Below are 12985 nucleotides of genomic sequence, written 5' to 3' on the forward strand. Positions count from 1 at the left end.
ACAGCCGGACCGCTCCTTCAGGCGCCATCCCGGCCGCCCAGTCCCCGGCCGACGCCTCCGACGACTCCTCCGTCGCCGCTCCGACCGGTGCGTTCGCGGCACCTGCCGCGTCAGCCCCCGTTTCCCACCGCGCCCTCTCCGCCGTCCCCGCCGGCTCCCCGGCGGACGCCGTCGAAGACTCCGCAGTCGTCCTCACGGCCGATTTCGCGGCGTCGCGCGGTGACCAGGGCGACGGCCCCGCCCTCCTCGCAGCATGAGGCGCCGGGAGCGTTCTCCACTCCCGGCGCCTGACGCAAGACGGACTAGCCGTCAGCGGCGGTCCTCGTCGCCCGCCTCGGCCTCGTCCTGCTTCACCTGGACGTCAGGGTCCAGCCCGGCCTGGGTGCTGCCGTCGACCGATGTCAGAGGGGCACGGTCGGAGACCTCCGTCGCAGCGGGCGGTTCCACCAGCCAGTCGGGATTGGCCTGCTTGTCCCACCACTTCCATGCGGCGAAAGCTCCGCCGGCCAGTACGCCGATGACCGCGAGGCCCTTGGCGAGACGACCGGCCTTCGACCGCCGCTCGTGCTTCCTCACAAGCTTCTGAATCTCCTTGGCCGTCACCTGACCGCGTAGCGCGGCCAGAGCGGCAGCCGAACGGGCCGTAGCCTCCTCACGAACGGGCTGAGCCACGGCCATCGCGTGCTCGACACGCGGGACGGTGTAGTCGGCCGCCTGACGGGCGGCCCTCCTGGCCTGTACCGCGGCGCGGCGCGCGGCCACATCGACTTTCGGCGGTACGCGTGGTGCGACACGAGTGCCGTACTGAACACGGGCCGCGGTAGCGGCCTGCGAAACCTTCGGCGCGAGCCGTACGCGGGCCTCGTGCGCGTAATGCGCGGCCTGGTCCTTGGCCGTGCCGGCGTAAGGCGCCACCACGTCCGCGGCGTGCAGCACGCTGTCCTTCGCCGTACCGGTCGCGGCGCGCACGCTGTCCATGCGGGTCACGGGATCCTCCTCCTCGGTGGCGTTCTGAGGGTGACCGGGGTTGTCCCCAGTTGGGGTACAGTCCCGCCTTTCCACCCGATTGAAAATCATGCCCGTTGAACGCCGCCCCGGCATGCGGGGCGGGCATCCGGGTCATGCCAGGAGCTTGTGGACGACGATGCCACGGATCCACCCAAAGCGTGCCGCTCGGGCGACGACCCGGCGGCCTTTCTCCGTGAGCGGCTCTTCCGTGCAAGGATCGGGCGACGTCCGAGAAGACTTACGGAAGGCAGATCGTGGCCGAGCAGCTTTACGCCACCCTGAAGACCAACCAAGGCGACATCGAGATCCGGCTTCTGCCGAACCACGCGCCCAAGACGGTCAAGAACTTCGTCGAGCTCGCGCAGGGCAAGAGGGAGTGGATCAACCCGGCGACCGGCAAGAAGTCCACGGACAGGCTCTACGACGGCACGGTCTTCCACCGCGTGATCAGCGGCTTCATGATCCAGGGCGGCGACCCGCTGGGCAACGGCACGGGCGGCCCGGGCTACGAGTTCGAGGACGAGTTCCACCCGGACCTGGCCTTCGACAAGCCGTACCTGCTGGCCATGGCCAACGCCGGCCCGGGGACCAACGGTTCCCAGTTCTTCATCACCGTGGCCCCGACCGCGTGGCTGACGCGCAAGCACACGATTTTCGGTGAGGTCAGCACCGACGCCGGCAAGAAGGTCGTCGACGCGATCGTCGGCACCCAGACGAACCCGCGCACCGACCGGCCCCTCAACGACGTCGTGATCGAGTCCGTCGTCGTCGAGACGCGCTGACGCCCGCCGCAGGCGGTTTTCCCCAGGGGAACCTTTGCGCCCCGTTCATCCGTAAGGATGGGCGGGGCGACGTCGTGAGCCCAGATTGGTGAGGTGATCCCATGGACCAGGCGCCAGGCGGTCCGCAGGAGCCGGGGAACGCCCACGGCCTCCGCCACTGCTACCGCCACCCCGGCCGCGAGACGGGCATCACGTGCACCCGCTGCGAGCGGCCGATCTGCACGGACTGCATGGTCGACGCGTCTGTCGGGTTCCACTGCCCGGAGTGCGTCCGCACCGGTTCCGGTACGGGACACCACCCGAACGCGACCCGGCCGCGGACCATCGCCGGTGGTGCCATCGCGGCAGACCCACGGCTGATGACCAAGATCATCCTGGCTCTCAACATCGCCATGTTCGGACTGGCGCTCGGGCTCGAGGACCAGTTCGTCAACCGGTTCACGATGATCGGCTACGCGTACGATCCGCGCCTCGCGGAGGTCGTGGGCGTCGTGGACGGCGAGTGGTACCGCCTGGCCACGGCGATGTTCCTCCATGAGGAAGCGTGGCACATCTTCTTCAACATGCTGCTGCTGTGGTGGCTGGGCGGTCCGCTGGAAGAGGCGCTCGGGCGGGTGCGCTACCTCGCGCTCTATCTGATCTCGGGCCTGGCCGGCAGCGCCTTCACGTATCTGCTCGAGCTGCCGGCGCAGGGGTCGCTGGGCGCCTCCGGCGCGATCTACGGCCTGCTCGGCGCCACGGTGGTGCTGATGCGCAGGCTGCGGCAGGACCTGCGTCCGATCATGGTGCTCATCGCGATCAACCTGGTCATCACGTTCTTCTGGGCGGGCATCGCCTGGCAGGCGCACATCGGCGGCCTGATCGCGGGAGTCGTGATCGCGTACGGCCTGGTGCACGCACCGCAGGGAAAGCGCCGCAACGCCATGCAGTTCGCCGTCTGCGCGGCGGTCGTGCTCCTCAGCGTCGTCGCTGTCGTGGCCAGGACCGCCGCCATCACATGACCTGACAGCAACGGGAGTGGAGCTTTCCCCAGAGTTGTCCACAGCGTGTGCCGGATCTTGTGCATCGTGTGTGGAACAAGCGTGCCCCTTGTCCCTGACCTGGGTTTTTCCAGGAGGGGCAAGGGGCTGATCGCTTCATCGGCCTGGCCGCCGCAGTCACATCGGCGTCAACGGGCCGAGAGTTATCCACAGATCTTCTGACCTTTTCCCCGGCCTGTGGAAAACGGTGTGGACAACTGGGGACCCGGCCCGTGTGCCCTGCTGCGGAGCAGCTACTTCCACTGGGTCGAGACGCCGAACCCCGCTGCGATGAAGCCGAAGCCGGCGACGATGTTCCAGTTGCCGAAGCTCTTGATCGGCAGGTCGCCCTCGGTCACGTAGAACAGGACGATCCAAGCGAGTCCGATCAGGAACAGGGCGAGCATCACCGGCGCGACCCAGCTGCGGTTGGTGAGCTTGATGGTCGCCGCCTGCTTCGCGGCCGGAGGCGGCGTGAAGTCGGCCTTCTTGCGGATACGTGACTTCGGCACGAGGGACTCTCCTGTCGATGCGCTGCGTTACCGCGCAGGGAACTGTGGCTGGCGCCGGGGCCGGAGCCAGGGGGGCCACTGCCGCCCCCGGGCGTCCGTTAGCGTAGTGCTTCCGCGGTGCCGAAGGAGATAAGGGTACGTTGAGCAATTCTGCCGACTCCCCGCAAGGCCCCGTTCGCCGCTCGAAGTGGCGACCGGTCCGGCTGCTGACGGCTGCCGTTTTCGCCCTCGCGGGGCTGATCTTCGTGACCAGCTTCAACACCGCCAAGGGTACGGACCTGCGCACGGACGACTCCTTGCTGCGGCTCTCCGACCTGATCAAGCAGCGCAGCGAGAAGAACGGCGACCTCGAGGAGTCCACCTCGGCCGTGCGCGGCGACGTGGACGCCCTCGCACAGCGCGACGACGGCTCCACAGAGGCCGAGGACGCGAAGCTGGCGGCGCTGGAGAAGTCCGCGGGCACCGAGCCCCTCAAAGGCAGTGCCCTGACCGTCACCCTCGACGACGCCCCGCCCAACGCCCGGGCCGCGCCCGGCTACCCCGAGCCGCAGGCCAACGACCTGGTCATCCACCAGCAGGACCTTCAGGCCGTCGTCAACGCCCTGTGGCAGGGCGGCGCCAAGGGCATCCGCGTCATGGACCAGCGGCTGATCTCCACCAGCGCCGTGCGCTGTGTGGGCAACACGCTGATCCTCCAAGGCCGGGTCTACTCACCGCCCTACAAGGTCACCGCTGTCGGTGACCAGGACGCGCTCAAGAAGGCACTCGCCGACTCTCCCGCGATCCAGAACTACCAGCTGTACGTGGAGGCCTACGGCCTCGGCTGGAAGGTCGACGAGAACGAGACGGTGACTCTCCCCGGCTACTCCGGCACAGTGGATCTGCACTACGCGAAGCCCGTCGGGTAAGCCTGCCTGTGGCGCTTGGGGGAGCCGGTGACGATGTCGGTGCGTGCGCTCGTGCGGACCTTCAGTGAGCTGTGCATCACCATCGGCGCCTTGATCGTGCTGTTCGTCGTCCATCTGCTGTTCTGGACCGGGATCGAGGCCGACAGGGCCACGGCCGGCGAGATCGGCAGGCTGCGGGCCGACTGGGCGGCGAAGGCGCCGGAGCCCGGCAGCGCCCCCGCACCCCGGCCCACGACCGCGGCGTACGAGCCGGGTGAGCCCTTCGCGGTCATGTACATCCCCCGGTTCGGCAAGAACTGGGACCGGCCCGTCCTCCAGGGCACGGAGCCCGGGGTGCTCAAGAAGGGGCTGGGGCACTACGCCTCCACGGGCACGCTCGGAGCCACGGGCAACTTCGCGGTCGCGGGCCATCGCCGTACGTACGGAGACCCGTTCAAGGATTTTCCGGAGCTGCGTCCCGGTGACGAAGTGGTGCTCACCGACGGTACGACCTGGTTCACCTATCGCATCACCACCAGGCCCCACCGGACCGTCCCCGGCGACATCGGCGTGATCGAACCGGTGCCCCGCCCGTTGAGGCGGGAGGCGGCCCCTTTCGACGAGCCAGGGCGCTATCTGACGCTCACCACCTGCGAGCCCGAGTGGGGCAGCAGCCACCGTCTCGTCGTCTGGGCGCACCTCGATGCGACCCACCCTGTGACCGACGGCAAACCGCCGGCTTTGCGCAGCTGACCCACAGGCCTCTGCGGCCCTTTAGTCTGGTGCCGTACCGAACGGAAAGGGACGGCATGTACGGCTGGATCTGGCGGCATCTGCCGGGCAACGCGTGGGTGCGGGCGGCTCTCTCGCTCGTGCTCGTCCTGGCGGTCGTCTACGTGCTGTTCCAGTACGTCTTCCCGTGGGCCGAACCGTTGCTCCCGTTCGGCGACGTGACGGTCGACGGAGAGGGAGAAGCCCGGTGAGCGCGCGCATTCTCGTCGTCGACAATTACGACAGCTTCGTCTTCAACCTCGTCCAGTACCTGTACCAGCTCGGCGCGGAGTGCGAGGTCGTGCGCAACGACGAGGTCGCCCTCGAGCATGCGCAGGACGGCTTCGACGGGGTACTGCTGTCACCCGGTCCCGGCGCTCCGGAAGAGGCCGGCGTGTGCATCGACATGGTGCGGCACTGCGCGGCCACCGGCGTGCCCGTGTTCGGCGTGTGCCTGGGCATGCAGTCGATGGCCGTCGCGTACGGCGGGGTGGTGGACCGGGCCCCTGAGCTGCTGCACGGCAAGACCTCGCCGGTCACCCACGACGGCGCGGGCGTCTTCGCGGGCCTGCCGTCGCCGTTCATCGCGACCCGCTACCACTCGCTGGCGGCGGAGCCGGCGCGGTTCCCGGCCGAGCTGGAAGTGACGGCCCGTACGGCGGACGGCATCATCATGGGGCTGCGCCACCGTGAACTGCCGGTCGAGGGCGTGCAGTTCCACCCCGAGTCGGTTCTCACCGAGCACGGCCATCGGATGCTCGCCAACTGGCTGGAGCAGTGCGGCGACGCCGGGGCGGTCGGGCGTTCGGCGGGACTCGCACCGGTGGTGGGCAAGGCTCTGGCGTGAGCGCCGTGCGCCCCGGGCACGAGCACGAATACGAGTACGAGGGCCGGTACGGGTACGGCCCCGAGGGGCAGAGCGAGCCCGCGTACGACCCGTTGACGGACCCCGTCCCTCCTGACCGGCAGGGCTCGCCGTGGTTCCGGGCGACGAACATCCCGCCGACGGAGGACAGCGCGGCACCGGACTTCGGCGCCACCGACATGACGGCGCCCGCCGGGCCGCAGCAGGAGCCGCAGGAGTGGCCGGCGCTCCAACAGCCCCTGAACGCCACGGAGGAGCCCCGGCACGACTGGTACGCGGCCGGGGCGGCGGCGGACCCTGTCACGGCCTCCTTGCCCGCACAGGCGCCCGCGCCGGGGCAGGAACAGCGGCGAACTCCCGTCTCGGACCCGATCCTTGTGCCCGACGACGAGACGGTGGCCCTGCGCACGTCCGACACCCGCCGTGCGGCCCAGACGCCACCGGGTCCGGGGCGGGCCGAGCGGCGCCGCGCCGCCAAGAGCCGCGGCCGCAGACGCGCCTCCGCCGCCCCGGCCGCGACACCGGCGGCCGGGGAGCCGGGGAAGCCGCTCTCCCGTGTCGAGGCCCGGCGTGCGGCGCGTGCGGCGAAGGACAGCCCGGCGGTCATCGCCAGCCGTGCCATCGGTGAACTGTTCATCACCTTCGGCGTGTTGATGCTGCTGTTCGTCACCTACCAGCTGTGGTGGACGAACGTGCTCGCCGGACAGCAGGCCGACAAGGCGGCGAACAAGATCCAGGACGACTGGGCGAAGGGCCGCAAGCCCGACGCGTTCGAGCCCGGCCAGGGTTTCGCCATCATGTACATCCCCAAGCTGGACGTCGTCGTGCCGATCGCGGAGGGCATCGACAAGCAGAGCGTGCTCGACCGGGGCATGGTCGGCCACTACGGCGAGGGAAAGCTGAAGACGGCGATGCCCGAGGACAAGCAGGGCAACTTCGCGGTCGCGGGCCACCGCAACACCCACGGCGAACCGTTCCGGTACATCAACCGCCTCGAGCGTGGTGATCCGATCGTCGTCGAGACGCAGGACACGTACTACACGTACGAGATGGCGAACATCCTTCCGCAGACTTCACCGTCGAACGTGAGCGTGATCAGTCCTGTGCCGGAGCAGTCCGGGTTCAAGGAGCCCGGCCGTTACATCACATTGACGACCTGCACCCCCGAATTCACGAGTACATATCGAATGATCGTGTGGGGCAAGATGGTCGAGGAACGGCCGCGCAGCAAGGGCAAACCCGACGCGCTCGTCGGCTGAGACACCTCAAGACAGGGAACAGGTGCAGTGGCACGTGCACGAGGCCGGATCGCCGGCGCCATCAGTGTCTTCGGAGAGCTGCTGATCACCGCGGGTGTGGTGCTGGGGCTCTTCGTCGTCTACTCGCTGTGGTGGACCAACGTTCTGGCCGACCGTGAGTCGTCCAGGCAGGGCGACCGGATCCGCGACGACTGGGCGAACAGCGGCCCCGGCGCGCTGGACACCAAGGACGGCATCGGCTTCCTCCACGTACCCGCGATGGGCGACGACGAGGTCCTGGTGAAGAAGGGCACGAACACCAAGGAGCTCAACAACGGCATCGCCGGCTACTACACCGAGCCGATCAGGTCGGCCCTCCCCTGGGACGACAAGGGCAACTTCACGCTGGCCGCGCACAGGGACGGGCACGGAGCCAAGTTCCACAACATCCACAAGATCAAGAACGGTGATCCGGTGGTCTTCGAGACCAAGGACACCTGGTACGTCTACAAGGTCTACAAGACGCTGCCGAAGACGTCGAAGTACAACGTGGAGGTGCTGCAGCCGGTCCCGGAGGAGTCCGGGAAGACGAAGCCGGGCCGGTACATCACGCTGACGACGTGCACGCCGATCTACACCTCGGACTACCGGTACATCGTGTGGGGCGAGCTGGAGCGCACCGAGAAGGTCGACGCGAAGCGCACCCCGCCGGCGGAGCTGCGTTAGCTTCCCCATCCCCGGACACGGGTGAGCCCCGGCACCGTGAAGGTGCCGGGGCTCACTGCTTGCCGTTCGCCGAGGCGGGCGTCAGTCGTCGCCGCCGATTCCGCCGAAGAAGCCGCCGCCGTCGTTGCCGCCGTTACCGCCGCCGCCGTTGTTGCCGCCGCCGCCGATCGTCGCGAGGACGATCGTGGTGGTGGCCGGGTCGGCGGGAGTGCCGGGGGGCGGGTTGGAGCCGGTGACGATCGCGTTGTCGTCCCCCGGGTTGCCCGGCGCGATCTGGACGTTGGTGAATCCGGCCTGGGCGAGGATCTGCTTCGCCTCGGCGACGGTCCTCGTCCGGAACTCAGGGACCGGCACCTGGGTCTGCGCCGGGCCCTTGGAGACCTGGAGCGTGACCTTGCTGCCCTTGGCGACCTTGCCGGGCTGCGGGTCCTGCGAGACGACCTGGTTCGCCGGCTTGTCCGAGTCGACGTCGACCCTGACGACCTCGAACCCGAGCAGCTCGAGCTGGTTCTTCGCCGGTTCGAACTGCTGGTCGACGACGTTGGGCAGGTCCCGCTTGGCCTGCTTGGCGACGGTCAGCGTCACCGTCGCGCCGGTCTCGGCCATGGAGCGGCCTTCGGGGGTCTGCTCGAGGACCGTGCCGGGGTCCTCCTCCGCGGACTCGACTTCCTTGGTCTCGACCTTGAACTTCTCGCCTTCGAGGATCTCCGTCGCGTCCTTGACGTCCTTGTCGACGACGTCCGGGACCTTGACCTTGGGCGCGCCCTCCGAGACCACGACCTCGATCGTCTCGCCCTCGTTCATCTTGGCCGGGGGCTCCGGGGTCTGGGAGCAGATGCTGCCCTTGGGCTGTTCGCAGCGTGCGGTGCTGGCCTGGGTGACCTTGACGTTGGAGTTCTTGGCCGCTGCCTCGGCCTCCGTCATCGAAAGACCGACCAGCCGCGGCACGTCCACCTCGCCGGTGCCGTCGGTGTTGCCGAAGATGGACTTGCCGATCAGCACCGCGCCGACCAGCACCAGGATGCCCGCGAGCACCAGCAGGATCGTCGAGGTGTTGGACTTCTTCTGGCGCCGGCGGTCCGGACGGTCGTCGTAGGCGCCGAAGCCGCCGTCGTCCGGGTTCATGGGCGGCAGCATCGACGTCTGGCCGGCCGGGTCGGCCTGGCGCAGCGCCGCGGTCTGCTGGTCGTCCCCGTAACCGCCGCCGTAGCCGACCGCACCCATCGCGGCCGTGGCCGCGACCGGCTGGCCGTCGAGGCACGCCTCGATGTCCGCGCGCATCTCGTCCGCGGACTGGTAGCGGTAGTCCGGGTCCTTGACGAGCGCCTTCAACACGATCGCGTCCATCTCGGGCGTGATCTCGGGGTCGAAGTTGCTCGGCGGCTGCGGCTCTTCCCGCACGTGCTGGTAGGCCACCGCCACCGGGGAGTCGCCCACGAAGGGGGGACGCACGGTGAGGAGCTCGTAGAGCAGACAGCCCGTGGAGTAGAGGTCCGAGCGGGCGTCGACCTGCTCGCCCTTGGCCTGCTCCGGGGAGAGGTACTGGGCGGTGCCGATGACGGCGGCCGTCTGCGTCATGGTCATACCGGAGTCGCCCATGGCCCGGGCGATGCCGAAGTCCATGACCTTGACCTGACCGGTGCGCGTCAGCATGACGTTCGCCGGCTTGATGTCGCGGTGGACGATCCCGGCGCGGTGCGAGTACTCCAGCGCCTGGAGAATGCCCACGGTCATCTCGAGCGTGCGCTCGGGCAGCAGCTTGCGGCCGGAGTGAAGCAGCTCACGCAGCGTGGAGCCGTCGACGTACTCCATGACGATGTACGGGATCGAGACCCCGGCCCCGCCGGGGGCGCCGTCGTACACCATGTCCTCGCCGGTGTCGTAGACAGCGACGATCGCGGGGTGGTTGAGCGAGGCGGCAGACTGGGCCTCACGGCGGAACCGGGCCTGGAAGGACGGGTCGCGGGCGAGGTCGGCCCGCAGCGTCTTCACGGCGACAGTGCGGCCGAGCCGGGTGTCGTGGGCGAGGTAGACCTCGGCCATGCCACCACGGCCGAGCACCGAGCCCAGTTCATACCGGCCGCCGAGGCGACGCGGCTCTTCCATAACTGTTCCAGCCCTCTCCGTCAGTCCCGACCGCACCCGTGTGTGGTCCTCCGGTGTGCTGTTTCGCGCAAAGGCTACCGGGCACGCCGTACTTGATCCGCCCGCAATCGGCAGCTGATACCCGACCGGTATCGCAATGTGCAGGTATGGAGGCCGGGAGTGATCCTCGTCACTGCCCCTCGCCCAGCACCGCCTGCATCACGGCCTTGGCGATCGGGGCGGCGAGGCCGCCACCCGAGATGTCGTCACGGCGGGCGTTGCTGTCCTCGACGACGACCGCGACGGCGACCGGCGAGCCGTTGTCGGTCTTGGCGTACGAGATGAACCAGGCGTACGGGTTCTTGCTGTTGTTCTCACCGTGCTGCGCCGTACCGGTCTTTCCGCCGACCTTCACGCCGTTGATGGCCGCGTTGCCACCGGTGCCGTTCTCGACGACGTTCTCCATCATCCGCTGGAGCAGCTGGGCGTTCTCCGCGGAGATCGGCCGGCTCATCTCCTCGGGGTCGTTCTGCTGGATGACGTCCAGGTCGGGGGAGACCAGCTTGTCGACCATGTACGGCTTCATCAGCCTGCCGTCGTTCGCGATCGCCGCGGTGACCATCGCCATCTGGAGCGGGGTGGCGGCGGTGTTGAACTGACCGATGGAGGACTGCGCGTTGCCGTCGCGGCTCATCTTCTTGTCGTAGACGGAGGCGGCGGCACGGATCGGGGTGTCGATCTCCGTGTTGTTGAAGCCGAACTTCTCCGCCATCTCGACCATCTTGTCGCGGCTCACGTCGTCGCCCAGCTTGGCGAAGACGGAGTTGCAGGAGACCTCCATGGCCTTGTTCAGGGTGGCGTTCTCGCAGCCACTGGCGTGGTTGACCATCGGCGTGCGGGTGCCGGGGAGGATGTACGGCTCGGGGGTGACCGTGGGCGCGTCGATGTCCTCGACCGCACCGTATTCGAGTGCGGCGGCGGCGGTGAGCACCTTGAACGTGGAGCCCGGCGGGTACGTCTCGCGCAGCGCGCGGTTGAGCATCGGCTTGTCAGGGTCGTTGGTCAGCGCGGTCCACGCCTTCCCGTCCTTCTCCAGACGGCCGGCGAAAGAGGAGGGGTCGTACGAAGGGGTGGAGGCGAGGGCGAGGATCTTGCCGGTCTTCGGGTCGATCGCCGCGACGGCGCCCTTCTTGTCGCCGAGTCCCTTGTAGGCCGCTTCCTGGGCCTTGCCGCTGAGGGTGGTGACGGCGTTGCCGCCCTTCTTCTTGTCGCCGGTGAACATCGCCATCGTGCGGTCGAAGAAGAGCTGGTCCGAATTGCCGCTGAGGATGCCGTCCTCGAGCTTCTCGAGCTGGTTGGCGCCGAAGACCTGTGAGGCGTAACCGGTCACGGGAGCCCACATGGGCCCGTTGGTGTAGGTCCGCTTGTACTTGTAGTAGTTGTCGTCCGTCTCGACGGAGCCGGTGATCGACTTGCCGTCGACGATGATGTTGCCGCGTTCGTGCGCGTAACGCTCGATCTCGACGCGCTTGTTGTACTTGTTCGCGTTGAGCTCGTCGGCCCGGACGTACTGGAGCCAGTTGTCCCGGATCATCAGGGCGAGGACCAGGATTCCGCAGAAGATCGCGATCCGGCGCAGAGGCTTGTTCACGGTCGGACCACCTGGGTCATCTCGGCGTCAGGGGACGGTGCGGGGGAAGGCGCGGGGCGGCGCGCGGTGTCGCTGATACGGATCAGGATTCCGATCAGCGCCCAGTTGGCGATGACGGACGAACCACCGGCCGCGAGGAACGGCATCGTCATACCGGTCAGCGGGATGAGGCCCATCACGCCGCCCGCGACCACGAAGACCTGGAGCGCGAACGCGCCGGAGAGGCCGATCGCGAAGAGCTTTCCGAACGGGTCGCGCGCGGCGAGGGCGGTGCGGACACCGCGCTCGATGATGAGTCCGTACAGCAGCAGGAACGCCATCACGCCCGCCAGGCCGAGCTCTTCACCGACGGTGGCGAAGATGAAGTCGGAGTTGGCGGCGAAGGCGATCAGGTCGGAGTTGCCCTGGCCCCAGCCGGTACCCAGCGTTCCGCCGGCGCCGAACGACATCAGCACCTGGGTCATCTGGTCACAGGCGTTCAGCATGTTCGAGCCTTCGGGAGCCGTCTCCAGGCATCCGAACGGGTCGAGCCACGCTGCCACACGGGACTGGACATGGCTGGCGAACGAGGAGACGACGACGGCTCCGCCCGCGGACATCAGCAGACCCATGACGATCCAGCTGGTCCGCTCGGTGGCGACGTACAGCATGATCACGAACATGCCGAAGAACAGCAGCGAGGTGCCGAGGTCGTTCTCGAAGACCAGGATGAGCAGGCTCATCGCCCAGATCGTGAGGATCGGTCCCAGGTCACGACCGCGCGGCAGGTAGAGCCCCATGAACCGGCGGCTGGCGAGGGCGAGCGCGTCGCGCTTCACCATCAGGTAGCCGGAGAAGAACACCGCGATCACGATCTTCGCGAACTCACCGGGCTGGATGGAGAAGCCGCCCACACGGATCCAGATCTTGGCACCGAAGACGTCCGCGCCGAGCCCCGGGACGAGCGGCAGCAGCAGCAGGACGATGGAGACCGCCATCGAGATGTACGTGAAGCGCTGGAGGACCCGGTGGTCCTTCATGACCAGCAGCACACCGACGAACAGCGCGATGCCGAGCGCCGAGTACATCAGCTGGTTGGTGGCCTGCGGTGCGAAGTCGCTGCGCGCGAGCAGCCGGGGAGACTGGTCCAGCCGCCAGATGAGCACCAGGCCGAGACCGTTCAGCAGTGTCGCCAGCGGCAGCATCAGCGGATCGGCGTACCTGGCGAACCGGCGCACCACGAGGTGGGCCACGCCCGCGAGCAGGCCGAGACCGAGGCCGTAGCCGAGGACGCCCGCCGGCAGCTCGCCGTCGAGGGCGAGGCCGACGTTGATGTAGGCGAACACCGGGATGGCGACGGCGAAACCGAGCAGCATCAGCTCGGTGTTCCGCCGGCTCGGTGCGTCGATCGCGCCGATCGTGGTCGTGTTGGTGACAACGCTCATGGTGGAGAAGGCCCCCT

13 protein-coding genes are annotated in these 12985 nt (G+C 68.3%); 8 read left to right on the forward strand and 5 right to left on the reverse strand.

What is annotated here, in order from left to right; translation table 11 throughout:
• Nucleotides 1-309: 309 nt before the first annotated feature.
• On the reverse strand, nucleotides 310-987 hold the full coding sequence (locus tag ACIPJI_RS29085; protein ID WP_356623444.1) for a DUF5324 family protein: 678 nt from the start codon (nucleotides 985-987) through the stop codon (nucleotides 310-312).
• A 275-nt stretch (nucleotides 988-1262) separates the two neighbouring features.
• Here ACIPJI_RS29085 and ACIPJI_RS29090 point away from each other — a divergent pair, with 275 nt between their 5' ends.
• Entirely contained in the window at nucleotides 1263-1790 is a 528-nt protein-coding gene (locus ACIPJI_RS29090; protein WP_307707387.1) for a peptidylprolyl isomerase, read from the forward strand.
• 101 nt (nucleotides 1791-1891) lie between these two features.
• On the forward strand, nucleotides 1892-2791 hold the full coding sequence (locus ACIPJI_RS29095) for a rhomboid family intramembrane serine protease (RefSeq protein ID WP_402249740.1): 900 nt from the start codon (nucleotides 1892-1894) through the stop codon (nucleotides 2789-2791).
• A 272-nt stretch (nucleotides 2792-3063) separates the two neighbouring features.
• On the opposite strand, the gene crgA is transcribed toward ACIPJI_RS29095, so the two are convergent.
• Nucleotides 3064-3321 (reverse strand): cell division protein CrgA, encoded by a 258-nt coding sequence (crgA, locus tag ACIPJI_RS29100; RefSeq protein ID WP_159689758.1) that lies wholly within the window; start codon nucleotides 3319-3321, stop codon nucleotides 3064-3066.
• 140 nt (nucleotides 3322-3461) lie between these two features.
• Between crgA and ACIPJI_RS29105 the strand changes: the two genes are divergently transcribed.
• From ACIPJI_RS29105 to ACIPJI_RS29130, 6 genes are read left to right on the forward strand one after another with little or no spacing between them, the layout of a single operon-like run.
• Nucleotides 3462-4229 carry a DUF881 domain-containing protein gene (locus tag ACIPJI_RS29105; protein WP_356623441.1) on the forward strand — a complete coding sequence of 256 codons (768 nt, stop codon included), beginning with the start codon at nucleotides 3462-3464 and terminating at the stop codon, nucleotides 4227-4229.
• Nucleotides 4230-4262: 33 nt separating this feature from the next.
• The gene (locus tag ACIPJI_RS29110; protein ID WP_402249742.1) at nucleotides 4263-4961 is read left to right on the forward strand and encodes a class E sortase; all 699 of its coding nucleotides are present in this window, start codon (nucleotides 4263-4265) and stop codon (nucleotides 4959-4961) included.
• Between the two features lie 56 nt (nucleotides 4962-5017).
• Nucleotides 5018-5191: a hypothetical protein gene (locus tag ACIPJI_RS29115; RefSeq protein ID WP_307707391.1), complete on the forward strand. Its 174-nt coding sequence runs from the start codon at nucleotides 5018-5020 to the stop codon at nucleotides 5189-5191.
• Nucleotides 5188-5826 (forward strand): aminodeoxychorismate/anthranilate synthase component II, encoded by a 639-nt coding sequence (locus ACIPJI_RS29120; RefSeq protein ID WP_402249744.1) that lies wholly within the window; start codon nucleotides 5188-5190, stop codon nucleotides 5824-5826. Before ACIPJI_RS29115 ends, ACIPJI_RS29120 begins: the two co-directional genes overlap by 4 nt.
• Nucleotides 5823-7103: a class E sortase gene (locus ACIPJI_RS29125; protein ID WP_402249745.1), complete on the forward strand. Its 1281-nt coding sequence runs from the start codon at nucleotides 5823-5825 to the stop codon at nucleotides 7101-7103. The genes ACIPJI_RS29120 and ACIPJI_RS29125 overlap by 4 nt, the downstream gene beginning before the upstream one ends.
• A 27-nt stretch (nucleotides 7104-7130) precedes the next feature.
• The gene (locus tag ACIPJI_RS29130; RefSeq protein WP_402249746.1) at nucleotides 7131-7808 is read left to right on the forward strand and encodes a class E sortase; all 678 of its coding nucleotides are present in this window, start codon (nucleotides 7131-7133) and stop codon (nucleotides 7806-7808) included.
• Nucleotides 7809-7889: 81 nt separating this feature from the next.
• Here ACIPJI_RS29130 and pknB read toward each other — a convergent pair whose 3' ends face one another.
• The 3 genes from pknB to ACIPJI_RS29145 all read right to left on the reverse strand — a co-directional run bounded on the left by pknB (nucleotide 7890) and on the right by ACIPJI_RS29145 (nucleotide 12968).
• Nucleotides 7890-9914 (reverse strand): Stk1 family PASTA domain-containing Ser/Thr kinase, encoded by a 2025-nt coding sequence (pknB, locus tag ACIPJI_RS29135; RefSeq protein ID WP_402249748.1) that lies wholly within the window; start codon nucleotides 9912-9914, stop codon nucleotides 7890-7892.
• 169 nt (nucleotides 9915-10083) lie between these two features.
• Nucleotides 10084-11544 carry a peptidoglycan D,D-transpeptidase FtsI family protein gene (locus ACIPJI_RS29140; RefSeq protein ID WP_402249750.1) on the reverse strand — a complete coding sequence of 487 codons (1461 nt, stop codon included), beginning with the start codon at nucleotides 11542-11544 and terminating at the stop codon, nucleotides 10084-10086.
• Complete coding sequence (locus tag ACIPJI_RS29145; protein WP_159689727.1) at nucleotides 11541-12968, reverse strand: FtsW/RodA/SpoVE family cell cycle protein; 1428 nt, start codon at nucleotides 12966-12968, stop codon at nucleotides 11541-11543. The genes ACIPJI_RS29140 and ACIPJI_RS29145 overlap by 4 nt, the downstream gene beginning before the upstream one ends.
• Between the last annotated feature and the right edge of the window lie 17 nt (nucleotides 12969-12985).

The sequence above is a fragment of the Streptomyces sp. NPDC086835 genome, assembly GCF_044745705.1.
Taxonomy (GTDB): Bacteria; Actinomycetota; Actinomycetes; order Streptomycetales; family Streptomycetaceae; genus Streptomyces.